This window comes from Streptomyces sp. F001, from assembly GCF_004187715.1.
Lineage (GTDB): Bacteria > Actinomycetota > Actinomycetes > Streptomycetales > Streptomycetaceae > Streptomyces > Streptomyces flavusporus.
In genome coordinates this window covers 40,769-64,102 of sequence record NZ_QZWF01000017.1, presented here as the reverse complement: position 1 = coordinate 64,102, position 23,334 = coordinate 40,769, and the positions used below count along the sequence as shown (strand labels likewise).

The 23,334-nt window shown below is 69.1% G+C and carries 22 protein-coding genes and 1 riboswitch; of the genes, 12 read left to right on the top strand and 10 right to left on the bottom strand.

Translation table 11 applies throughout. From position 1 onward, the window contains the following. Positions 1–23: 23 nt before the first annotated feature. Positions 24–737 (bottom strand): M50 family metallopeptidase, encoded by a 714-nt coding sequence (locus StrepF001_RS35240; protein ID WP_129802242.1) that lies wholly within the window; start codon positions 735–737, stop codon positions 24–26. Between the two features lie 49 nt (positions 738–786). On the opposite strand from StrepF001_RS35240, the gene StrepF001_RS35235 reads away from it, so the two are divergent. The 10 genes from StrepF001_RS35235 to StrepF001_RS35190 all read left to right on the top strand — a co-directional run bounded on the left by StrepF001_RS35235 (position 787) and on the right by StrepF001_RS35190 (position 10,981). Continuing rightward, positions 787–1,602 carry an SOS response-associated peptidase gene (locus StrepF001_RS35235; RefSeq protein ID WP_129802241.1) on the top strand — a complete coding sequence of 272 codons (816 nt, stop codon included), beginning with the start codon at positions 787–789 and terminating at the stop codon, positions 1,600–1,602. 1 nt (position 1,603) lies between these two features. Continuing rightward, the gene (locus StrepF001_RS35230; protein WP_129802240.1) at positions 1,604–2,230 is read left to right on the top strand and encodes an alpha/beta family hydrolase; all 627 of its coding nucleotides are present in this window, start codon (positions 1,604–1,606) and stop codon (positions 2,228–2,230) included. 256 nt (positions 2,231–2,486) lie between these two features. Then, on the top strand, positions 2,487–3,182 hold the full coding sequence (locus StrepF001_RS35225; RefSeq protein WP_206307036.1) for a sigma-70 family RNA polymerase sigma factor: 696 nt from the start codon (positions 2,487–2,489) through the stop codon (positions 3,180–3,182). Beyond that, positions 3,179–3,493, top strand: a complete 315-nt coding sequence (gene rsrA / locus StrepF001_RS35220) for a mycothiol system anti-sigma-R factor (RefSeq protein ID WP_129802239.1) — start codon at positions 3,179–3,181, stop codon at positions 3,491–3,493. The genes StrepF001_RS35225 and rsrA overlap by 4 nt, the downstream gene beginning before the upstream one ends. A 155-nt stretch (positions 3,494–3,648) precedes the next feature. Further along, complete coding sequence (locus StrepF001_RS35215; protein WP_129802238.1) at positions 3,649–4,962, top strand: HD-GYP domain-containing protein; 1,314 nt, start codon at positions 3,649–3,651, stop codon at positions 4,960–4,962. Beyond that, positions 4,959–6,215 (top strand): HD domain-containing protein, encoded by a 1,257-nt coding sequence (locus StrepF001_RS35210; RefSeq protein WP_206307032.1) that lies wholly within the window; start codon positions 4,959–4,961, stop codon positions 6,213–6,215. Before StrepF001_RS35215 ends, StrepF001_RS35210 begins: the two co-directional genes overlap by 4 nt. Before the next feature lie 178 nt (positions 6,216–6,393). Then, positions 6,394–7,374 carry a hypothetical protein gene (locus tag StrepF001_RS35205; protein ID WP_129802236.1) on the top strand — a complete coding sequence of 327 codons (981 nt, stop codon included), beginning with the start codon at positions 6,394–6,396 and terminating at the stop codon, positions 7,372–7,374. Between the two features lie 219 nt (positions 7,375–7,593). Beyond that, positions 7,594–8,244, top strand: a complete 651-nt coding sequence (gene def, locus StrepF001_RS35200; protein WP_129802235.1) for a peptide deformylase — start codon at positions 7,594–7,596, stop codon at positions 8,242–8,244. Between the two features lie 281 nt (positions 8,245–8,525). Continuing rightward, complete coding sequence (gene cyc1 / locus StrepF001_RS35195; protein WP_129802286.1) at positions 8,526–9,611, top strand: epi-isozizaene synthase; 1,086 nt, start codon at positions 8,526–8,528, stop codon at positions 9,609–9,611. Next, positions 9,608–10,981, top strand: coding sequence for a cytochrome P450 (locus StrepF001_RS35190; RefSeq protein ID WP_129802234.1), 1,374 nt, complete (start codon positions 9,608–9,610; stop codon positions 10,979–10,981). Before cyc1 ends, StrepF001_RS35190 begins: the two co-directional genes overlap by 4 nt. A gap of 15 nt (positions 10,982–10,996) precedes the next feature. On the opposite strand, the gene StrepF001_RS35185 is transcribed toward StrepF001_RS35190, so the two are convergent. After that, the gene (locus tag StrepF001_RS35185) at positions 10,997–11,959 is read right to left on the bottom strand and encodes a helix-turn-helix domain-containing protein (RefSeq protein ID WP_129802233.1); all 963 of its coding nucleotides are present in this window, start codon (positions 11,957–11,959) and stop codon (positions 10,997–10,999) included. A gap of 79 nt (positions 11,960–12,038) precedes the next feature. Between StrepF001_RS35185 and StrepF001_RS35180 the strand changes: the two genes are divergently transcribed. Beyond that, positions 12,039–12,296, top strand: a complete 258-nt coding sequence (locus tag StrepF001_RS35180) for a hypothetical protein (protein ID WP_346656981.1) — start codon at positions 12,039–12,041, stop codon at positions 12,294–12,296. On the opposite strand, the gene StrepF001_RS35175 is transcribed toward StrepF001_RS35180, so the two are convergent. From StrepF001_RS35175 to StrepF001_RS35140, 8 genes are all read right to left on the bottom strand, one after another. After that, positions 12,209–13,219 carry a ribonucleotide-diphosphate reductase subunit beta gene (locus tag StrepF001_RS35175; RefSeq protein WP_129802232.1) on the bottom strand — a complete coding sequence of 337 codons (1,011 nt, stop codon included), beginning with the start codon at positions 13,217–13,219 and terminating at the stop codon, positions 12,209–12,211. The two genes, StrepF001_RS35180 and StrepF001_RS35175, sit on opposite strands and share 88 nt — an antisense overlap. Positions 13,220–13,275: 56 nt before the next feature. Beyond that, the gene (locus StrepF001_RS35170) at positions 13,276–15,633 is read right to left on the bottom strand and encodes a ribonucleoside-diphosphate reductase subunit alpha (RefSeq protein ID WP_129802231.1); all 2,358 of its coding nucleotides are present in this window, start codon (positions 15,631–15,633) and stop codon (positions 13,276–13,278) included. Positions 15,634–15,755: 122 nt separating this feature from the next. Further along, positions 15,756–15,923: riboswitch (cobalamin riboswitch) on the bottom strand. Between the two features lie 22 nt (positions 15,924–15,945). Then, on the bottom strand, positions 15,946–16,449 hold the full coding sequence (locus StrepF001_RS35165) for a GNAT family N-acetyltransferase (protein ID WP_129802230.1): 504 nt from the start codon (positions 16,447–16,449) through the stop codon (positions 15,946–15,948). A gap of 79 nt (positions 16,450–16,528) precedes the next feature. Continuing rightward, positions 16,529–18,139, bottom strand: a complete 1,611-nt coding sequence (locus StrepF001_RS35160; protein WP_129802229.1) for a sodium:solute symporter family protein — start codon at positions 18,137–18,139, stop codon at positions 16,529–16,531. Further along, positions 18,136–18,399, bottom strand: a complete 264-nt coding sequence (locus StrepF001_RS35155; protein ID WP_129802228.1) for a DUF3311 domain-containing protein — start codon at positions 18,397–18,399, stop codon at positions 18,136–18,138. The genes StrepF001_RS35160 and StrepF001_RS35155 overlap by 4 nt, the downstream gene beginning before the upstream one ends. 98 nt (positions 18,400–18,497) lie before the next feature. Then, a complete protein-coding gene (locus StrepF001_RS35150; RefSeq protein ID WP_129802227.1) occupies positions 18,498–18,704 on the bottom strand; it encodes a YbdD/YjiX family protein in 207 nt (68 codons plus the stop codon). Further along, positions 18,670–20,814 carry a carbon starvation CstA family protein gene (locus StrepF001_RS35145; RefSeq protein WP_129802226.1) on the bottom strand — a complete coding sequence of 715 codons (2,145 nt, stop codon included), beginning with the start codon at positions 20,812–20,814 and terminating at the stop codon, positions 18,670–18,672. The genes StrepF001_RS35150 and StrepF001_RS35145 overlap by 35 nt, the downstream gene beginning before the upstream one ends. A gap of 74 nt (positions 20,815–20,888) precedes the next feature. Beyond that, a complete protein-coding gene (locus StrepF001_RS35140; protein ID WP_129802225.1) occupies positions 20,889–21,653 on the bottom strand; it encodes a GntR family transcriptional regulator in 765 nt (254 codons plus the stop codon). A 393-nt stretch (positions 21,654–22,046) separates the two neighbouring features. Between StrepF001_RS35140 and StrepF001_RS35135 the strand changes: the two genes are divergently transcribed. Continuing rightward, positions 22,047–23,321 (top strand): extracellular solute-binding protein, encoded by a 1,275-nt coding sequence (locus StrepF001_RS35135; protein WP_129802224.1) that lies wholly within the window; start codon positions 22,047–22,049, stop codon positions 23,319–23,321. Positions 23,322–23,334 lie beyond the last annotated feature (13 nt).

Below are 23,334 nucleotides of genomic sequence, written 5' to 3'. Positions count from 1 at the left end.
TGACGCGCCCCTTCGGGGCGGCGTCATACCCCCAGCAGCCAACGACCTCCGCCTATCAGCGAGCACAGCGACACCGCGTGGAACAGAAACAGCCACAGGCCCGCCGGCGCGTGTGTCAGGCGGGACAGCTGGTCCGCGTCCGAGTCTCCCGCGCCTCCGCGTGAGCGCTTCGCCTGGAGTTCGAACGCCGGGCGTACGCCTCCCAGCAGCAGGAACCACACCACCGCGTACGCGAACGCCGCCTGCACCTGTGGCCCGGTCAGCCAGGACACCATCAGGAACAGGCCGCCGGTCAGGATCACGGTGAGTGCCCCGTACGCGTTGCGGATCATCACCAGCATGGCCACCAGCAGTGCCGTGGCCAGCCACAGCAGCAGTGTGATGCGGCCCGTGGCGAGCAGCGCGGCGCCGCCGAGGCCGAGCAGCGGGGGAGCGGTGTAGCCGGCGGCGGCCGTGAGGATCATGCCGAGGCCGTACGGCTTGCCGCGGCTGACGGTGAGGCCGCTGGTGTCGGAGTGCAGCCGTATACCGGTCAGGGTCCGGCCGGTCAGCAGGGCGACCAGGCCGTGGCCGCCCTCGTGGGCGATGGTGATGGCGTTGCGGAAGACGCGCCACAGGCCGTGCGGGACGATCACCGCGAGGGCGGCGACCAGGGTGGCGATCACCACCCACACGTCGGGGTCGGGCTGGGTGCCGATGAGCTCGTCCCACAGAGAGGTGGCTGTAGTGCTGTCCATGTTTGTGGGGCGCTCCCTCTGGTCGGCGGAGTCTGGCAGTGTGGCACGTATGTGCGGACGGTATGCATCGAGTCGTGGGCCCGAGGATCTCGCAGGAATCTTTGAGATCGAGAAGTGGGAGTCAGAGGAGACCCTGGAGCCCGACTACAACGTGGCGCCGACCAAAGAGGTCCACGCGGTCCTCGACCGTCCTCTGAAGGACGTCGACGACCGGCGCCCGGTTCGCCAGCTGCGCAAGCTGAAGTGGGGACTGGTCCCGTCCTGGGCCAAGACGCCCGAGGGCGGCGCCCGGATGATCAACGCGCGCGCGGAGACGGTCCACGAGAAGCCGGCCTACCGCCGCGCCTTCACCACCCGGCGCTGCATCCTGCCCGCCGACGGCTACTACGAGTGGGTCACCGGCAAGCAGGAGCGGGACCTGGAGGTCGAGGGCAAGAAGAAGCGGCCGCGCAAGCAGCCGTACTTCGTGCTCCCCGCCGACGGGTCGGTGTTCGCGATGGCCGGGCTGTACGAGTTCTGGCGGGACCGGACGCTGCCCGACGATCACCCGCAGGCCTGGTGGGTCACCTGCTCCGTCATCACCACGGAGGCCGAGAAGAGCCCGCTGGCGGTGGCCCCCGCCGACGGCCCGTACACCCTCGCCGACATCCACCCCCGGATGCCGCTGATGCTCACCCCGGACCGCTGGGACGCCTGGCTCGACCCCTCCCGCACCGGCCCCGACGACCTGCGGGAGCTGCTCGCCCCGCCCCCGCCCGGCCTGATGCGCGCCTACCCGGTGACCACGGCCGTCAGCAGCGTCCGCAACAACGGCCCGGAGTTGCTCAAGGAGCTCGAAGGCCCCGAAGAGGGCACACTCTTCTGATGTGAGCGAGATCATCGAGACGGACGCCGGTACCGCCCGCATCACCTGGCACAAGGCGCGGGGGGCCAGGCTCGTTCTGGCCCTCGGCCACGGCGCCGGCGGTGGCATCGAGGCACGCGACCTCGAGGCGGTCGCGGACGTGCTGCCCGGGCACGGGGTGAGCGTCGCCCGCGTCGAGCAGCCCTGGCGGGTCGCCGGGAAGAAGATGGCCCCCGCGCCGAAGACGCTGGACGCGGGCTGGCGCGGGATCTGGCCGGCCCTGGCCAAGCCCGGACTGCCGGTCGTCGCGGGCGGGCGCAGCGCGGGCGCCCGGGTCGCCTGCCGTACGGCGACGGAGCTCGGGGCGGCGGCGGTCCTCGCCCTCGCCTTCCCGCTCCACCCGCCGGGCAAGCCGGAGAAGTCCCGCGCCGAGGAGCTGCTCGGGGCCGGGGTGCCGACCCTCGTCGTCCAGGGCGGGAACGACCCGTGGGGCAAGCCCGCGGAGTTCCCCGAGGGTTCCCACGAGCTGGTCGAGGTGCCGTACGGCGATCATGGCTTCGCCGTGCCGAAGCGGGCGGAGATCACGCAGGAGCAGGCTCTGGGGGTCCTCACGGACGCGGTGGTGCAGTGGACCGGGTCACTCGGGTAAAGCTTCGGGAATGTCGGGGCCCCGACCACTGTTGAGGCGGACAGAAGTGCTGATGACCAGCACCGACGTCGTAGGAGAGGAAGTCCGCCGCATGGGTTCGATCTACTGCCCGAGCCGCAGCAGCCGCACTGACCTGGACTGGACGGTGCTGCACGCGGCCAAGGCCGCTCCTTTTCGAGCGGCGGCGGGTGCGGATCGTCGTCTATCCTCCGATTCTGGTGGGACCGCATTCGGTCTCGCCCGGAATCTTGAGGAGGTGGGTCCGGTCACCGGTACCGACGCAGGGGCCGACAACGGTCAGGCGGAGCTGCCCGAGGGCCAGGGCATCAGCGCGGACTCGAGCACGGAGTCGACCGCTCAGCGCAGTGCGCGCTTCGAGCGGGACGCGCTCGAATTCCTCGACCAGATGTACTCGGCCGCGCTGCGTATGACGCGCAACCCGGCCGACGCCGAGGACCTGGTGCAGGAGACGTACGCCAAGGCGTACGCGTCCTTCCACCAGTTCCGCGAGGGCACCAACCTGAAGGCGTGGCTGTACCGGATCCTGACCAACACCTTCATCAACTCGTACCGCAAGAAGCAGCGCGAACCCCAGCGCAGCGCGGCCGAGGAGATCGAGGACTGGCAGCTCGCCCGTGCCGAGTCGCACATGTCGACGGGCTTGCGCTCCGCGGAGTCGCAGGCGCTCGACCACCTGCCCGACTCGGACGTGAAGGAAGCGTTGCAGGCGATCCCCGAGGAATTCCGCATCGCCGTCTATCTCGCGGACGTAGAGGGCTTTGCGTACAAGGAGATCGCGGACATCATGGGGACACCCATCGGTACGGTGATGTCCCGGCTGCACCGGGGCCGCCGTCAACTGCGCGGCATGCTCGAGGACTACGCCCGTGAGCGGGGGCTGGTCCCGGCGGGCGCCGGAGAGTCGAACGAAGCGAAAGGCTCGGGCTCATGAGCTGCGGAGAGCCGCACGAGACGGACTGCAGTGAAGTCCTGGACCATCTGTACGAGTTCCTCGACAGTGAGATGCCGGACATCGATCGCGAGAAGATCCAGCACCACTTCGAGGAATGCTCGCCGTGCCTGGAGAAGTACGGCCTGGAGCAGGCCGTGAAGAAGCTGGTCAAGCGGTGCTGCGGGCATGACGACGTGCCCACCGACCTGCGGGCCAAGGTCATGGGGCGGATCGATCTGATCCGCTCCGGGCAGACCGTGCCCGAGCACGACGTGACGGCCACGCCCCAGGCGACCCCGCAGGAATCCTGAAACTCAGGGACGGGATTCCACTACGGGATCCCGCTATGGGGTCCCGTCACCCGAACGTGCTAATCGGCCGTCCGTCGGCCGCGCCCTCCCCCTCACCGCCCTAAGCTCCGGAGCCTGGACAGGCACGGTCGGGGGACCGGGGGAGGGGCGTCGTCATGGAGACGGTTCCGGCGCGCGCACGTGTGTACGTCGCCTGCGTCGCCCTGGGTGCCCTGGTCTGCCTGCTGCCGCTGCCGACGGTACGTGCGTCGTGGTGGGCGACGACCCTGCTGGCCGTTCTGTACGCCGGTGGTGAGCGGCTCGCCCGCAGACGCATCGCCGGCGCCTTCCACCCCGTCCTGCTCGCCGGGGCGTTTCTGCTGCCGCCGGCCGCCGCCGCGCTCGTCGCCCTGCCGGGGGCGCTGCTGTCGCCGGTGGAGCGGCGTCCTGCGGGGCTGCGGCGGATCTGGCGGGCCGCCCAGCTCGCCCTCGCGGTGTGGACCGCCGCCCGTGTCCATGGTGCGCTCGGCGGGCGGGACGCCGTGGTGGCGCCCGACTTCCCCTACGCCCTGGTGCCGGCAGGGGCCGCCGTGCTGGCGTTCTGCCTGGTGCTGACCGTGCTGGACGGGGGGATTCTCGCGCTCGCCGAGCATGTGCCCGTGCGGGCCGCCTGGCGGGGGCTCTTCCTCCGGTCACTGGCGCCGCTCGCGGTGCACGGCCTCGCCGGACTGATGATGGCCGTGCTGTGGCGCAGCCCGTACGGGCCGCCCGCCTCCCTGCTCGTCCTGCTGCCCATGTGCGTGTCCTGGTGGGCGTTCGCGCAGTACCACCGGGAGCGGGGGGCCCACCAGGCGACGATCCGTGCGCTGGTGCAGGCCGTCGACATCAAGGACGAGTACACGCGCGGGCACAGCGAGCGTGTCGGGCAGGCCTCGATGATGATCGCGCGCGAACTGGGCATGGACGACGAGCGGGTGGAGGTCCTGAGGTTCGCCGGGATTCTGCACGACGTGGGGAAGCTGGGGGTTTCCACGCGGCTGCTGCGCAAGGACGGGCCGTTGACGCCCGAGGAGCGGCAGGTGATCGAGCTGCATCCCGAGTACGGGCACGAGATAGTGCGGGGGATCTCGTTTCTGGGAGAGGCCCGGGCGGCCGTACTGCACCATCACGAGCGGTTGGACGGGAGCGGGTATCCGTACGGGCTCACGGGGAGCCAGATTCCTGAGTCCGCTCGGGTGGTTGCCGTGGCGGATGCGTTTGATGCGATGACGTCCACGCGGTCCTATCGGCGGGGGCGGCCTGTTGCGGCCGCGCTGGAGGAACTCGAGCGGTGTGCGGGAACGCAGTTCGATCCTCGGATGGTTGCGGCGTTGGTGCGAGGGATCGAGCGGTGTGGGTGGCACCCGGCGGTAACGGCTGACGGCGTGCAGTCCCGTCGCGTTCACCCATCCGCTCCGCCTGTTTCCAGTCGGACAGGGGCGCACCGTTGACCTCTCCCCGTCCGCGCTTCCTCCTCACCCTCATCCACGCCTCCGCAGCCCTCCTCGCCTGCGCCTGCCTTCTTCTCACCCTCTGGACCGGCCTCGAAGAGCGCGGTGTCGCCCTTGCCTTCGGGGTGCTCGTCACCGTCGGGGAGCTGGCCCGATGGACGGGGCCGCAGGTCAGGGAGGCGGCGCCACTCGGGGCCGCGGGAGCGCTGTCGTACGCCCTGCTCGGCGAGGACGCCGGGAACCCCACCGCACACGGCGTCGCCCAGGTCGTCAGTGTCGTGCTCGCCGCCTCACTGGCCGGATGCGTGCCGCACATCGCGCGCGGGCGGGGGCCCGTGGTCGATCATCTGGCCCGGCGGGTACTCACCGTGGGGTTCGCCGCCCTGTGTTTCCAACCCCTGTACCAGCAGGGGCTGTTCGGGGACTGGAGCGGGCCCGCCTACGCGCTGCTGCTGATCGCCCTGCTCACGGTGAGCGTGCTGTGCGACGCCATGCTCGCCGCGGCACTGGCGCACTCCCGGACCGGGTGGCCGTTCGGGCCGCTGCTGCGGGACGAGCTGCGGGCCATGCCCGGCATCGGGTCGGCCGTGTGCGCGACCGGGGCGGTGATGGCGCTCGCGGTCGCCGTCGTCGGGCTGTGGGCGCTGCCCGTGTTCTGTCTGCCGCTGCTGCTTGCGCAAGTGTCCCTGCGGCGGTACGCGGCCGTGCGGACCACCTACCGGCAGACCATCGCCTCCCTCGCCCGGGCCACCGAGATAGCGGGGTACACGCCGGCCGGGCATGCTCGCAGGGTGGCCGCGCTCAGCCGGGCCGTCGGGCGGGACCTGGGGCTGAGCGAGCCCGAGCTCACCGTGCTCGAGTACGCGGCCCTCATGCACGACATCGGGCAGCTCAGCCTGGTCGATCCGGTGCCGGCCGGGGCCACGGCCGCGCTGCCCGCTGCCGAGCAGCGGCGGATCGCGCTGCTGGGCGGGGCCGTGGTACGGCAGACCGGGGTCGACCCCTCGGTCGCGGTCGTCGTGGAGCGGCAGGCCGATCCCTACCCGGAGCAGCCGGTCGCCGCCCGGATCGTACGGGCCGTGAACGCGTACGAGGAGAAGGTGCGCGACGCCGGGCCCGGCGGACCCCTGACGGCGCTGGAGGAGCTGCGGCTGGGGACCGCCGGGGACTACGCTCCCGACGTCGTCGAGGCGCTGGCCCGGGTGCTGTGGAACCAAAGGGGCGGCGCGATGGAGGTCCCCCCGGGTGTTTAGCCCCGGGGGAGCCTCAGGCAGGGTGGTGGCGGGCGACGGGCGGGATGGTCTGACCCTCCCTGTGGCTGGGTAACCCATGGGTAATGAGCGTCCTTCCAGCCGCACGTGGTTGGATGCGAAGGGAAGGGTGTCCGGGGGCACAGGCCAGCCCACCGAACGGAACTGGCAGGCGGGAATCGTGAGGATCTTCGGCAAGGGACGGCACCGGCCCTCCGCCTCCTGGCGGCAGGCCACCGACCGCGCGTTCACGCTGATCGGGGACGGCCGGTACGAGGACGCGGGCGCGCTGCTGACCCGGGCCGCCGACCTGGAGCCCTGGCTGTCGGAGTCCTGGTTCAACCTCGCCCTGCTGCACAAGTTCCGGCACGACTGGGAGCAGGCCAGGGCGGCGGGCCTCAGGGCCGTGGCCCTGCTCGACCGGGAGACCGGCGCACCCGACTGGTGGAACGTCGGCATCGCCGCCACCGCCTTGCAGGACTGGCCGCTGGCCCGGCGCGCCTGGCAGGCCTACGGGCTGCATGTGCCCGGCGGTGCCACGGCGTCCGGCGAGCCCGTCGGCATGGACCTCGGCAGCGCGGCCGTACGGCTGTCGCCGGAGGGCGAGGCCGAGGTGGTGTGGGGGAAGCGGCTGGATCCCGCGCGGATCGAGGTGCAGTCCATTCCACTGCCGTCCTCCGGGCGGCGCTGGGGCGAGGTCGTACTGCACGACGGCGTGCCGCACGGAGAGCGGACGACAGCCGCGGGGCACTCCTATCCGGTCTTCGACGAGATCGAGCTGTGGGCGCCCTCGCCGGTGCCGACCTGGGTGGTCCTCCTGGAGGCCGACACCGAGGCCGACCGGGACGCCCTGGAGCAGCTGGCGGCCGACGCCGGGTTCGCCGCGGAGGACTGGTCGTCGTCCGTGCGGCTGCTGTGCCGGCTGTGCTCGGAGTCGCGGATGCCGGCGGACGAGGGGGACGGGGAGCACCTGGATCCGCACGATCACAGCGAGCCCGGTCATCCGGGGCCGCTCGGCCATCGCACGGACGGGCAGCTGTGGGTGCCCGAGCGCGAGTGCGGGGTGGCTGCGCCGGCTTCGCTGGTACGGGGGTTGCTGGACGGGTGGGTTGCTGACTCGCCTGACTCTCGGGACTGGCGGGATCTGGAAGAGGTCTGCTGAGGACTGAGTCCCGCTGCGGTCCGTTGTGGCTGGTCGCTCCCCCACTCTCGGCTTCTCCCCCACGCTCGGCTTCGCTCGCGCGGGGGGACCCCCATGAGCGGGGGGGACCCCCATCGCGGCGGAGCCGCATATTGACACTGCCCGCGCCCCTGACGGGGCGCTCCCCGTACCCTGTATCAGCATCACACCCCAGTTTTTGCAGGAAGGCGTACGTCGGTCATGGCGCAGCAGGACACCGATCAGCAGCACGCGGGCGTGCTCCCCGTGGACGACGAGGGCTTCGTCATCGACACGGAGGACTGCGAGGAGCGCGAGCAGGCATACCGCGCGCGCGGCACCTCGCGCCCCATCACGGTCGTGGGCAACCCGGTCCTGCACAAGGAGTGCAAGGACGTCACCACCTTCGACGACGAACTGCTGAAGCTGGTCGACGACATGTTCGCCAGCCAGCGCACCGCCGAGGGCGTGGGCCTCGCCGCCAACCAGATCGGCGTCGATCTGAAGGTCTTCGTCTACGACTGCCAGGACGACGCGGGCGTCCGGCACGTCGGCGTCGTGTGCAACCCCGAGCTGGTGGAGCTGCCCGCCGAAAAGCGCCGGCTGGACGACAGCAACGAGGGCTGTCTGTCGGTGCCCACCGCTTACGCGCCGCTCGCGCGGCCGGACTACGCCGAGGTGACCGGGCAGGACGAGCGGGGCAACCCGATCAAGGTACGCGGCACCGGCTACTTCGCTCGGTGTCTGCAGCACGAGACGGACCACCTGTACGGATACCTCTACATCGACCGGCTCTCCAAGCGTGAACGCAAGGACGCGCTGCGGCAGATGGCCGAGAACGAGCCTCGCTATCCCGTGGTCGCGAACGGCTGACCGACCTCACGACTCTCCTGCGCACGGCGTCTGATCAGGGTTCCCTCCCCGATCAGGCGCCGTTCGTCTGTCCGTCGCACGTTCGAGCGCATACGGTCTGCCGGTGATCCAGAATCAGTCAGGAGAGAGGAGGATCTCGGCACTGTGGGGTAGTGAATGAAGCAAATCCGTTCCCAGAACGGTCAGTTGTAGTGCTGAATGGAAGTGCGGGGATATGCAACGGCGCACGCCCGGCACAGCGGGAGGGGCGTGCCCAACTGGCGGCTGAGAGGGGTTTGTTCGTGCCTGCTTTCTCACACAGCACCACATCGACCGCAACAGCGATCGCCATCCCACCGTCGCTGTCTCTCCCGATGATCGAGGCAGCGTTTCCCAGGCAATTGCACCCGTATTGGCCCAGGCTCCAAGAGAAGACCCGCACCTGGCTCCTGGAAAAACGGCTCATGCCGGCGGACAAGGTTGAGGAATATGCCGACGGCCTGTGCTACACCGATCTCATGGCGGGGTACTACCTGGGTGCCCCGGACGAGGTGCTCCAGGCGATAGCGGACTACAGCGCGTGGTTCTTCGTCTGGGACGACCGCCACGACCGTGACATCGTCCACCGCCGGCCGGCGGCCTGGCGCCGGCTGCGCGGCCGCTTGCACGAGGCGCTCGATTCTCCCCGGAACCATCTGCACCACGAGGATCCCGTGGTCGCGGGGCTCGCGGACAGTGTGCTGCGGCTGTACTCGTTCCTGCCCCGCACCTGGAACGAGCGGTTCGCCCGGCACTTCCACGAGGTGATCGAGGCGTACGACCGGGAATTCCGCAACCGCACCGAGGGAATCGTGCCCACGGTCGAGGAATATCTCGCGCTGCGCCGGCTCACGTTCGCGCACTGGATCTGGACCGACCTGCTGGAGCCGAGCGCCGGACAGGAACTCCCGGACGGCGTGCGGAAACATCCGGCATTTCGGAGGGCGGCGCTGCTGAGTCAGGAATTCGCCGCCTGGTACAACGACCTCTGTTCGCTGCCCAAGGAAATCGCGGGCGATGAGGTCCACAATCTCGGAATCAGCCTCGTCACTCATGAGGGGCTGACACTGGAAGAGGCAGTGGTGGAAGTGCGGCGGCGGGTCGAGGAATGCATCACCGAATTCCTCACCGCCGAACGGGAGGCCATGTGGTTCGCCGACGGCCTCGACGACGGAACGCTGCACGGCAAGGAACTGAGCATTGCCGTGCGCGCCTGCCTCACGAATATGCGGAACTGGTTCAGTTCCGTCTACTGGTTCCACCACGAATCCGGCCGTTACATGGTCGACAGCTGGGACGACCGGTCCACGCCCCCGTACGTCAACAACGAAGCGGCAGGTGAGAAATGACCGTCGAGTCTGTGAAGCCCGACGCCCCGGCCCACGCGTCGGAACTGCGCGAACCGCCCCTCGCGGGCGGCGGTGTCCCGCTCCTCGGCCACGGCTGGAAGCTGGTCCGCGACCCGCTGGCCTTCATGTCCCGGCTGCGCGACGACGGCGACGTCGTCCGGCTGAAGCTCGGCCCGAAGACGGTGTACGCCGTCACCACCCCGGCCCTCACCGGGGCCCTGGCGCTGAGCCCCGACTACAAGATCGACGGCCCGCTGTGGGAGTCCCTGGAAGGCCTGCTCGGCAAGGAGGGCGTGGCCACCGCCAACGGGCCCACCCACCGGCGCCAGCGGCGCACCATCCAGCCCGCCTTCCGGCTCGACGCCATCCCGGCGTACGGGCCGATCATGGAGGAGGAGGCGCATGCGCTGACCGAGCGCTGGAAGCCCGGCGAGACCATCGACTGCACCTCCGAGTCCTTCCGGGTCGCCGTGCGCATCGCGGCCCGGTGCCTGCTGCGCGGCGAGTACATGGACGAGCGGGCCGAGCGGCTGTGCGTCGCGCTCGCCACCGTGTTCCGCGGTATGTACCAGCGCATGGTCATGCCGCTCGGACCGCTGTACAAACTGCCGCTCCCTGCCAACCGGGAATTCAACCGGGCGCTGGCCGATTTGCATCTCCTGGTCGACGAGATCGTGGCCGAGCGCCGGGCATCCGGTCAAAAGCCGGACGATTTGCTGACGGCGTTGCTGGAGGCGAAGGATGACAATGGCGACCCCATCGGGGAACAGGAGATCCACGACCAGGTCGTCGCGATACTCACCCCCGGAAGCGAAACGGTGGCATCCACGATCATGTGGCTGCTCCAGGTGCTCGCCGAGCATCCGGAACACGCGGACAAGGTCCGGGACGAAGTTGAATCCGTGACCGGCGGGCGGCCCGTCGCATTCGAGGACGTCCGGCGGCTCACGCACACGAACAATGTCGTCGTCGAGGCGATGCGTTTGCGTCCGGCCGTATGGATACTGACGCGGCGCGCCGTCACCGACACGGAACTCGGCGGCTATCGCATTCCGGCCGGTGCGGACATCATCTACAGCCCGTATGCGATCCAGCGCGATCCGCGTTCGTATGCGGACAACCTGAAGTTCGACCCCGACCGGTGGCTTCCGGAACGCGTCAAGGACGTGCCGAAATACGCCATGAGCCCGTTCAGCGTGGGCAACCGCAAGTGCCCGAGCGACCACTTCTCGATGGCCCAGCTGTCGCTGATCACGGCGGCGGTGGCGACCAGGTACCGCTTCGAGCAGGTGGCCGGGTCCAACGACACGACCCGGGTGGGCATCACGCTGCGCCCGCACCAGTTGCTGCTCAGGCCGGTACCGAGGTGACGGCCGGGCGCGCGTTCAGGCGGCCTCAGGCCCCCTGAACGTGCGCCGGTAGGCGTTCGGGGTCGTTCCCAGCGCCCGTACGAACTGATGGCGCAGCGCGGCCGCGGTCCCGAACCCCGTGCGGCCCGCGATCGCGTCCACCGTCTCGTCCGTCGCCTCCAGCAACCGCTGGGCCAGCAGCACCCGTTGGCGCAGGATCCAGCGGTACGGAGTCGTCCCCGTCTCCTGCTGGAAGCGGCGGGCGAAGGTGCGCGGGGACATCAGGGCGCGGGCGGCGAGCTGCTCGACGGTCACCTCCTGGTCGAGGTTGCGCTCCATCCACACCAGCACCTCGGCGACCGTGTCGCACTCGGAGGCGGGCAGCGGCCGCTCGATGTACTGGGCCTGGCCCCCGTCGCGGTGCGGCGGCACGACCATCCGCCGGGCGATCCGGTTGGCGACCTCCGGCCCCTGCTCCTTGCGCACGATGTGCAGACAGGCGTCGATGCCGGCGGCGGTGCCGGCCGAGGTGATCACCGGGTCCTCGTCGACGTAGAGCACGTCCGGTTCGACGATCGCCCGCGGATACTGCCGGGACAGCTCGGCCGCGTGCCGCCAGTGCACGGCACAGCGCCGCCCGTCCAGCAGCCCCGCGGCGCCCAGTACGAAGACGCCGGAGCACACGCTCAGCACCCGCGCACCCCGGTCCACGGCCCGGCTCAGGGCGTCGAGCAGCTCGGGAGGGAAGCTCCTGGACTCGTAGCACGCACCGGCCGGTACGGCGATCAGGTCGGCCGTCTCCAGACGCTCCGGCCCGTGCTCGACCTGCATCGAGAAGCCGGCGTTGGAGCGCAGCACCGGCCCCTCGGCCGAGGCGACCGCGAAGTCGTACACGGGCAGTCCGTCGTCGCTGCGGTCGATGCCGAAGACCTCGCAGATGACGCCGAGTTCGAAGGGGTTCACGCCGTCGACGAGGACGGCGGCCACGTTCTGCAGCATGCCTCCCAGTGTGCCTCAGGGGTGGCAGTAATTCGAGGGTCTACGGCAGACCTGCCACTGTTGGTAAGGAGTATCCGGCGTGACAGTGGTGTTCATGAACACGAACCAGATCGAAGCCCTGATCGGAATGCTGGCCGTTCTCGCGCTCTTCGCGATCATGGTCCTCCCCGCGCTGATCGGCATCGCGCACGACCGGCGCGTCGACCGAGAGCTCAGGGAGGCCCAGGACCACCACAGGGAGAAGGAGGATCAGAAGTCCTCGTCCAGGTCCACGGTGCCCTCCACCGCCACCTGGTACGCCGAGGGACGCCGCTCGAAGAAGTTGGTGAGCTCCTGAACCCCCTGGAGCTCCATGAAGGAGAAGGGGTTCTCGGAGCCGTACACCGGGGCGAAGCCGAGGCGCGTGAGGCGCTGGTCGGCGACGCACTCCAGGTACTGCCGCATCGAGTCGGTGTTCATGCCCGGGAGGCCGTCACCGCACAGGTCGCGCGCGAACTGCAGCTCGGCCTCGACGGCCTCCAGCAGCATGTCGGTGACCTGCTGCTGGAGTGCGTCGTCGAACAGCTCCGGCTCCTCCTTGCGGACGGTGTCCACGACGTCGAAGGCGAAGCTCATGTGCATCGTCTCGTCACGGAACACCCAGTTGGTGCCGGTGGCCAGGCCGTGCAGCAGGCCCCGGCTGCGGAACCAGTAGACGTAGGCGAAGGCGCCGTAGAAGAACAGGCCCTCGATGCATGCGGCGAAGCAGATGAGGTTGAGCAGGAAGCGGCGGCGGTCGGCCTGTGTCTCCAGGCGGTCGATCGACTCCACCGAGTCCATCCACTTGAAGCAGAACTCGGCCTTCTCGCGGATGGAGGGGATGTTCTCGACCGCAGCGAAGGCCGCCGCGCGGTCCTCCGGGTCGGGGAGGTAGGTGTCCAGCAGCGTCAGGTAGAACTGGACGTGGACGGCCTCCTCGAAGAGCTGACGGCTCAGGTACAGCCGGGCCTCGGGGGAGTTGATGTGCTTGTAGAGCGTCAGCACCAGGTTGTTGGCCACGATCGAGTCGCCCGTCGCGAAGAAGGCGACCAGACGGCCGATCAGGTGCTGCTCACCCTGTGACAGTTCGGCGAGATCCGACACATCCGAATGGAGGTCGACCTCCTCCACGGTCCAGGTGTTCTTGATGGCGTCCCGGTAGCGCTCGTAGAAGTCCGGGTAGCGCATGGGGCGCAGGGTCAGCTCGAAGCCCGGGTCGAGGAGGTTCTGATTACGGATCATTGCTGTCGGCGCGAAGCGCCGTCCTCCTGGGGTGGTGGTCGGGTGGCGGGTGGGCATCACTGACAGGCCTCGCAGGACTCGGGGTTTTCCAGGGAGCAGGCGACCGCCTCGTCGGGGGCCGGCTGCTGTACAGGGGCGGTGGCCCCCGCTGCGCGGGCGATGCGGGTCGCCGGGCGGGAGCGGAGGTAGTACGTCGTCTTCAGGCCCTGCTTCCAGGCGTACGCGTACATCGAGGAGAGTTTGCCGATGGTCGGCGTCTCCATGAACAGGTTCAGCGACTGGGACTGGTCCAGGAACGGCGTGCGGGCGGCCGCCATGTCGATCAGGCCGCGCTGCGGGATCTCCCACGCCGTGCGGTAGAGCCGCCGTACGTCCTCGGGGATCCAGGCGAAGTCCTGTACCGAGCCGTTCGCCTCGCGCAGCGCCTCACGGGTGCGGGCGTCCCAGACGCCGAGGTCCTTGAGGTCCTGCACCAGATACGAGTTGACCTGGAGGAACTCGCCGGACAGCGTCTCGCGCTTGAAGAGGTTCGACACCTGCGGCTCGATGCATTCGTACACACCGGCGATCGAGGCGATCGTGGCGGTGGGCGCGATGGCCAGGAGCAGGGAGTTGCGCAGGCCCGTTTCGGCGATACGCGCCCGCAGCGCCGCCCAGCGCTCCGGCCAGGCCGGCTCGACGCCGTAGTGGTCGGGGTGCAGAACACCCTTCGCGGTACGGGTCTTCTGCCAGGCCGGCAGCGGGCCGCCCTGCTCGGCCAGGTCGGCGGAGGCCTCGTACGCGGCGAGCATGATGCGCTCGGCGATGCGGGTGGAGAGGGCCTTGGCCTCGGGTGAGTCGAAGGGCAGGCGCAGCTTGAAGAAGACGTCCTGCAGGCCCATCGCGCCGAGGCCGACCGGACGCCACTTGGCGTTGGACCGGCCCGCCTGCTCGGTCGGGTAGAAGTTGATGTCCACGACGCGGTCGAGGAAGGTGACGGCGGTACGGACGGTGGCGTCCAGCCGCTCCCAGTCGATGCCGCCGGTCGCCGGGTCGGCGAAGGCGCCCAGGTTGACCGAACCCAGGTTGCAGACCGCCGTCTCCCCGTCGTCGGTGACCTCCAGGATCTCCGTGCAGAGGTTGGAGGAGTGGACCACGTGACCCGGCTCGGCGGTCTGGTTGGCGGTGCGGTTGGCGGCGTCCTTGAAGGTCATCCAGCCGTTGCCGGTCTGCGCGAGGGTGCGCATCATCCGGCCGTAGAGGTCACGGGCCGGGATGGTCTTCTTGGCGAGTCCTGCTGCCTCCGCCCTGCGGTACGCCGCGTCGAACTCCTCGCCCCACAGGTCGACCAGCTCGGGCACGTCGGACGGCGAGAACAGCGACCACTGCTCGTCGGCGTCGACCCGGCGCATGAACTCGTCCGGGATCCAGTGCGCGAGGTTGAGGTTGTGGGTGCGCCGGGCGTCCTCGCCGGTGTTGTCACGCAGCTCCAGGAACTCCTCGATGTCGGAGTGCCAGGTCTCCAGGTAGACCGCCGCCGCGCCCTTGCGCCGCCCGCCCTGGTTCACCGCGGCGACCGAGGCGTCGAGGGTCTTCAGGAACGGGACGATGCCGTTGGAGTGGCCGTTCGTGCCGCGGATCAGGGAGCCGCGGGAGCGGATGCGGGAGTACGCGATGCCGATGCCGCCGGCGTGCTTGGAGAGGCGGGCGACCTGGTGGTAGCGGTCGTAGATGGAGTCCAGCTCGTCATTGGGGGAGTCGAGGAGGTAGCAGGACGACATCTGGGGGTGTCGCGTACCGGAGTTGAAGAGCGTGGGGGAGGACGGGAGGTAGTCGAGGCGGCTCATGAGCCGGTAGAGCGCGGCGACTTCGTCCACGGAGCGGATCGTGTCGTCCTCGGCGAGGCCGGCGGCGACGCGCAGCAGGAAGTGCTGGGGCGTCTCGACGACCTTGCGCGTGTGGGGATGCCGGAGGAGATAGCGGCTGTGCAGGGTGCGCAGGCCGAAGTAGCCGAAGCGGTCGTCGGCTTCGGGGTCGACGAGGGCGTCGAGGCGGTCGGCGTGGATGCGCACGAACTCGGCGGTGCGGTCGGCGATCAGGCCCTCGCGGTGTCCTACGGCGACGGACTCGGTGAAGGACGTGACGCCCTGGGAGGCGGCCTCGGCGGCGATGCTGATCGTCAGCAGGCGGGCGGCCAGCCGGGAGTAGGCGGGGTCCTCGGAGATGAGGCCGGCGGCCGCCTCGGTGGCCAGCTCGCGCAGCTCCGTGTCGTCCGCCCGGGAGGACCGGCCGCGCAGCGCGGCGGCGGCGACCCGTCCGGGGTCGGCGTCGGGGAGGTCGGCGGTCAGCTCGGTCAGGGTCCGCAGCAGTGCGGCTCCGGGACCGTCGGTCTCCGCCGGAGTCGCTGAGGCCGGTTCGGCTGGCGCGATGGTCACGTGGGGCTCTCCCTCGCTCGGCACAGGGCCTTGCGGAGGGCAGGGGGCAGCTCACGAGCGCACACGGCGTCGCGTCCACCGGCCCATTCCACGAGGCCCGGACGTCATGGCACCCGGGCCGGATGGCCGGGCGCACTGTCGGCAGGTCCTCGGACTGACTCTCGTACGACGGCATGCGGGCATACGTGTACGAGTACACCGTTGCGGGACAGTTCCGGATTCGCACCGGATTCCCCTGCGGCGACAGCGAGCATGAGCATACATCTTGTGCCGGGTTCGCGGAGCACCACCAGATGTTGTGTCCCGCTGGTTTCAGAGCGTCAACTGGTAGGTGAGGAGAGTGATGTCGTCGAGGTGCGGGACCGGATTCCAGTCCCGCTCTGGTGTACGGACGAAGCCCAGGCGTTCGTAGATCCGGTGGGCGGTGTGCATGGTGCGCTGGGTCGACAGGACGATGCGGGTGCAGCCGTCGGTGGCCCGTGCACGGGCTGTGCAGGTGCGGACGAGGGCCTCGCCGGCGCCGCGGCCTCGCGCCTCCTGGGCCACGGCCAGCATGCGTATCTCGGCTTCGCCGGGGCCCGCGATGTCGGCCATGGGACCGCCGGACGGTACGAAGGTCACGCCGCCCAGGACGTGCCCGTCCGCCACGGCGACCAGGACGTCTGCGGCGGCTCGCTTGGCCACGTCTTTCAGTTCGACGAGGTACTCGTCGCTCTCGCCGAAGTCGAGGAGGCCGTCCTGGAGGTAGGCCTGGGCGGTGATCTCGCCGATGAGCTCGTACTCGTCGGGCACTGCCTGCCGGATCGTGATGTCCATGAAGGCGAGTGTGCCGGAGGGGTAGACAGCGGGCCGCCGAGTTTCTTGCTCTCGGCGGCCCGCTGGGGGTTTCGTGTGGTCAGTGAGCGGAGCCGGCAGTTGCCGGCGGCAGCTCCACCTTCACCCCCGGGTCGCCCGCCTCACCCGTGTAGTCCTCCGGGCTGGTCTCGTCCACGCCCTCGGGGGCCTTCGCCGCCTTCAGGGCGAAGGTGAGGACCACCGTCACGACCAGGTTCAGGACGAACGCCGTCAGGCCGATGTACCCGATCTCCCCGATCCCCGGGATCTCCGCAGACGAGCCGCCGAAGTGCTTCTGCGTCGGCGAGGCCACACCGTACGCGGCGACCGTGCCGTAGATCATGCCGACCGCCCAGCCGGCGAGCAGCGCCCAGCGGTGGAACCAGCGGGTGAACAGACCGCCGACCAGGGCCGGGAAGGTCTGCAGGATCCAGATGCCGCCCAGGAGCTGGAAGTTGATCGCGACCGTCTTGTCCATGCCGAGGACGAAGATCAGCGCGCCCACCTTTACCAGCAGGGACACCAGCTTGGAGACCTTGGTCTCCTGTGCGGGCGTGGCGTCCGGCTTCAGGAAGTCCTTGTAGATGTTCCGGGTGAAGAGGTTGGCCGCCGCGATCGACATGATCGCCGCCGGCACCAGCGCGCCGATGCCGATCGCCGCGAAGGCGACACCCGTGAACCAGTCCGGGAACATGTTCTCGAAGAGCTGGGGGATCGCCAGCTGGCCGTTCTCCACCTTGATGCCGGCCGCGATCGCCATGAAACCGAGCAGGCCGAGCAGGCCGAGCATCAGCGAGTACAGCGGCAGGATCGTGGAGTTGCGGCGGATGACGTCCCGGCTGCGGCTGGACAGCACGGCCGTCACGCTGTGCGGGTACATGAACAGCGCGAGCGCCGAGCCCAGCGCCAGGGTGGCGTACGTCCACTGCGAGCCGCCGGCCGGGACGAGCCCGCCCGCGCCCGCTTCCGTGTACTTGTCGCTCGCCGCGGCGAAGATGTCGTCGAAGCCGCCCAGCTTGATCGGGATGTAGATGATCGCGACGGCGATGACGAGGTAGATCAGCGTGTCCTTCACGAACGCGATCAGGGCCGGCGCGCGCAGACCCGACGAGTACGTGTAGGCGGCCAGCACACCGAAGGCGATCAGCAGCGGCAGGTCCTTGATGAACCAGTGCGTGTTCTCGCCGCCGCCGACGCCCAGGACGTCCAGCACGGCCTGGATGCCGACCAGCTGGAGCGCGATGTACGGCATCGTGGCGAGGATGCCGGTCACCGCCACCGCCAGCGACAGGCTCTTGGAGCCGAAGCGGCCGCGGACGAAGTCCGAGGTGGTGACGTACCCGTGCTTGTGCGAGACCGACCACAGCCGCGGCAGGAAGACGAACATCATCGGGTAGATGAGGATCGTGTAGGGCACGGCGAAGAAGCCGGCCGCGCCCGCCGCGTAGATCGCCGCCGGGACCGCCACGAACGTATAGGCGGTGTAGAGGTCACCGCCGAGCAGGAACCAGGTGATCCAGGTGCCGAACGACCGGCCGCCCAGACCCCATTCGTCGAGGCTGTGCTCGTTCTCCGCCCTGCGCCAGCGCGAGGCCAGGAAGCCCATGACCGTCACGGCGACGAAGAAGAGGATGAAGACGGCGAGTGCGACGCCGTTCACGCCGTCCTTCATGACCCGGCACCCCTCTCGGACTTGCGGGCGCGCTGGTCACGCTGCCACAGCTGGTACGCGATCATCGTCAGAACCGTGGAGATGATCACCCAGGCCATCTGGTACCAGTAGAAGAACGGGATGCCGATGAAGGCCGGGTCGGTCTTGGCGTACGAACCGACCCACAGCATCGCCACAAAGGGCGCTATGAGGCAGAGGGCGATGACGACGCGCACCGGCGTCACCACCGCCGCTCTGTTCACTTCTGGGGCTTGCGACATCTGGTGGACTCCGTCCCCTCACTGATCACCTGGGTAATGCGCAGGCAATCTAGGTCACGGTGTCGCACATCCGGAACCCCCCGTTCACATATCGGTACTCAGCAGCATCGGAAGCCTTGCCGTGGGTCCTTTTCCTGCTGGTCTGTCCGCATTCGCTCGAACTCCCGTCGGGACGGTACCTCCGCCCCCGGACGGTCCTTGCGGATGTGCGCGACATAGCGGTCGTAGGCCGACTCGTCAGTCAGCTCCCGCACGTACCAGTGCACCCCGCTAATCACGCGGCGCAGCAGTGCCGAGGGCCGCATGGCGCTCCTCCTCCTTCTCCTCCCGGGTGGGGAACAGCCCGGCCGGCGCGACGATCTTCGACTCCACGTACGGCGCCTCGCTGAGCGTGGACAGCGCGGGGCGCCGGATGTGCCGGACGCAGACCCGGGTCGCGTCCACGATCACGACGACGATCAGGAGGGCGAGTACGGCGGACAGGACGCCGTCCACCGTGGAGTTGGTGACGACGGTGTGCATGTCGTCCATGGTCTTGGCCGGCGGCAGGATCTCCCCGCGGTCGATGGCGTCCTGGAACACCTGGCGCTGCTTGAAGAAGCCGACCTTGGGGTCACTGGAGAACACCTTCTGCCAGCTGGCGGTCAAGGTGACCGTCGCGTCCCAGGCGAGCGGAATGCCGGTGATCCAGGCCCACTTGAGGCGGCCGGACTTCACCAGCAGGGTGGTGCAGACGGCGAGGGCGACCGCCGCCAGCAGCTGGTTGGAGATGCCGAAGATCGGGAACAGCTGGTTGATGCCGCCGAGCGGTTCGTGGACGCCCACCCAGAGGAAGTAGCCCCACAGACCGCAGACGATCGCGCTGGTGATGACCAGGCCCGGTTTCCAGCTGACGTTCTTGAACGGGCGGTAGATGTTGCCGAGGGTGTCCTGCAGCATGAAGCGGCCCACGCGGGTGCCGGCGTCCAGCGCGGTCAGGATGAACAGCGCCTCGAACATGATCGCGAAGTGATACCAGAACGCCTTGAGGCCTGAGCCCGTCACCTCGGAGAAGATCTGCGAGACACCGACGGCGAGGGTGGGCGCACCGCCGGTGCGGGACAGCAGCGTCGACTCCTCGACGCTCTCCGCGGCTGCGGCGAGGTCGGCCGGGGAGATCTGGTAGCCCCAACTGCCCACCACCTGCGAGGCGTTCTCGACCGTCGTGCCGATGACCCCGGAGGGCGCGTTCATCGCGAAGTACAGGCCGGGGTCGATGATGCTGGCCGCGACCAGCGCCATCACGGCGACCGACGACTCCATCAGCATGGAGCCGTAGCCGATCATCCGGACCTGCGTCTCCTTCTGGATCATCTTCGGCGTCGTACCGGAGGAGATCAGCGAGTGGAAGCCGGAGAGCGCACCGCAGGCGATGGTGATGAAGACGAACGGGAAGAGCGAGCCCGCGAAGACCGGGCCGTCGCCGCGCGAGGCGAAGTCGGTGACCGCGTCCATCTTCAGCGTCGGCAGCGCCATGACGACACCGAGGGCGAGCAGCACGATCGTGCCGATCTTCATGAAGGTGGACAGATAGTCGCGGGGTGCGAGCAGCATCCACACCGGCAGGATCGAGGCGATGAAGCCGTACGCCACCAGCCAGATCACCAGCGTGGAAGGGGCGAGGGTGAAGGTGTCGGCCCAGGAGGACTCGGCGACCCAGCGGCCCGCGACCAGTGCGAGCAGCAGCAGCGCGACGCCGATGAGGGAGACCTCGGCGACTCGGCCCGGCCTGAGGACCCGCAGGTAGAAGCCCATCAGCAGCGCGATCGGGATGGTCATCGCGATGGAGAAGGTGCCCCACGGGGAGGCCGCGAGGGCGTTGACGACGACCAGCGCCAGCACCCCGAGCAGGATGATCATGATGGCGAACGCGGCGAGCAGTGCGGCCGCGCCGCCGAACGGCCCGATTTCCTCGCGTGCCATCTGGCCCAGCGACCGTCCGTCGCGCCGGGTGGAGAAGAACAGCACCACCATGTCCTGCACCGCGCCCGCGAAGATGACGCCGACGATGATCCAGATCGTGCCGGGGAGATATCCCATCTGCGCGGCGAGCACGGGGCCGACGAGCGGGCCGGCGCCGGCGATCGCCGCGAAGTGGTGGCCGAGCAGGACACGGCGGTCGGTGGGGTGGAAGTCGATGCCGTTGTCGAGGCGTTCGGCCGGGGTGGCGCGGGTCTTGTCGACCTTGAGGACCTTGTACGCGATGAACTTGGCGTAGAAGCGGTAGGCGATCGCGTACGTGCCGAGGGCGGCGGCGACCATCCACGCCGCCGAGACCTCCTCCCCGCGCGAGAGCGCGAGCACGGTCCAGCCGGAGGCGCCGACCAGTGCAACGAGGGTCCAGATGACGATGGTTCGGGCATTCGCTGTGCGCACGGGCGGTCCTCCCGACGTATGCGATGACGGGAGGACCGTAGGGCAGGAATGTGATCTGCGCTACACCCTGAGCGCTACTCCTGTGGACGCTTCAACCTCGCCACGAACTTGTAGCGGTCGCCGCGATACACCGACCGCACCCACTCCACCGGCTTCCCGTCCCGGTCCAGCGAGTGCCGGGACAGCATCAGCATGGGCAGCCCCACGTCGGTGCCGAGCAGTCCCGCCTCCCGCGGAGTCGCCAGCGACGTCTCGATGGTCTCCTCGGCCTCCGCGAGATGGACGTCGTACACCTCGGCGAGGGCGGTGTAGAGGGACGTGTACTTGACGAGGCTGCGGCGCAGCGCCGGAAAGCGCTTCGCGCTCAGGTGGGTCGTCTCGATGGCCATCGGCTCGCCGTTGGCCATGCGCAGCCGCTCGATGCGCAGCACGCGTCCGCCGGGGGAGATGTCGAGGAGGCCGGCGAGGGTGTCGTCCGCGGTGATGTAGCCGATGTCCAGCAGCTGTGAGGTCGGCTCCAGGCCCTGCGCGCGCATGTCCTCGGTGTACGAGGTGAGTTGCAGCGCCTGGGACACCTTCGGCTTGGCGACGAACGTGCCCTTGCCCTGGATGCGCTCCAGCCGGCCCTCGACCACCAGCTCCTGCAGCGCCTGCCGCACTGTGGTGCGGGAGGTGTCGAACTCCGCGGCCAGGGTGCGCTCGGGCGGGACCGGCGTGCCGGGCGGCAGTGTCTCCGTCATGTCGAGCAGGTGCTTCTTCAGGCGGTAGTACTTGGGCACGCGCGCCGTACGGACGGGCGCCCCGTTCTCGTTCTCCGCACTGCTGACGTCAGTGCTCATGCTCCGCCTTCCCGGCTCCTGTACGACACGACGGACGTCCGTCGGTCACGGCTCACATCGTGGCACGGCTGCACGCGCGAGGTTCCCCGCACGTTCCGTGATCCCCTTGTATACCGTCGACGCCTCCGTTGGTCTAGTCCACCATGTCCAAGTGGTCTACCCGAAGTGTGCCGCGTGGAGTCGCTGTTTTCGACGGGTTCTTACTTAAAGGTTCCTGCATATGTAGGTCCCATAACGGCTGGTCGGGCCCTACACGAGACCCTTGACACGCCCTATGGTCTGGGCCAAGCTCCCCGTACTGGTCTACACCATTGGTCCAGGTCCCGGCCCCAGGGCGGTACGTCAGTCACCGCGGGGACGAGGGGGGTTTGTGGCATCCCTGAGGAGGGTGGCGTGAAGCGCAAGCTGATATCCGCGATCGGTGTCGCGGCAATGATGGTCTCCATTGCGGCGTGCGGGGGCGACAACGGCGACGAGGGCAAGACCGGAGCGGACGGCTACGCGGGCCAGACGCTCACCGTGTGGGTGATGGACGGCTCCTCGCCCGACCAGTGGCAGAAGGAGGTCGCCGCGGCCTTCGAGAAGAAGACCAAGGCGAAGGTCAAGTTCGAGGTCCAGCAGTGGAACGGTATCCAGCAGAAGCTGACCACCGCCCTGTCCGAGGAGAACCCGCCGGACGTCTTCGAGATCGGCAACACCCAGACCCCGGCCTACGCCAAGACCGGCGGCCTCGCCGACCTCGCCGACCTCAAGTCGGAGATCGGCGCCGACTGGACCGAGGCCCTGAACAACTCCTCGGTCTACGAGGGCAAGCAGTACGCGGCGCCGTGGTACTTCGCCAACCGCGTCGTCATGTACAACAAGAAGGTCTGGGCCGACGCCGGCATCAAGGACACGCCCAAGACCCGCGACGAGTTCTACGACGCCCTGAAGACCATCGGCGACAAGACCGACGCCGAGCCGATCTACCTGCCCGGCCAGAACTGGTACCACTTCGTCGGCCTCGTCGTCGGCGAGGGCGGTGAACTGGTCAAGAAGGAAGGCGACAAGTACGTCTCCAACCTCGACGACCCGAAGGTCGCCGCCGCCATGGAGACGTACAAGAAGTTCCAGGCCCTCTCCAAGGCGCCCAAGGACAAGGACGAGGCCACCCCGCAGCAGGGCGAGGTCTTCGCCAAGGGCAACGTCGGCGCCGTCATCGCGATGGGCTGGGAGGCCGGCATCGCGGTCGAGGCCAACCCCAAGATCGAGAAGGAGATCGGCTACTTCACCATCCCCGGTGACACGGCCGACAAGCCCGAGGGCGTCTTCCTCGGGGGCTCCAACCTCGCGGTCGCCGCGGGCAGCGAGAAGCAGGAGCTCGCCCAGGAGTTCCTGAAGATCGCCCTGTCGGACAAGTACGAGGGCCAGCTGGCCAAGCTCAACGGCGTCATCCCGAACAAGGAGTCGCTCCAGTCCAACCTGGCGGGCAACGCCCCCGCCGAGGCAGCTGCGCCGGCCGCCGCGGGCGGTGGCACCACGCCGCTGATCCCGGAGTGGGCCGCCGTCGAGAACGCGCCCAACCCGATCAAGACCTACATGACCGCCGTCCTCAACGGTAAGTCCCCGGCGGAGGCCGCGGCGCAGGTCGAGGACGAGTTCAACAAGCGGCTGTCGCAGGAGAGCTGAGCGCCGGTGCTCA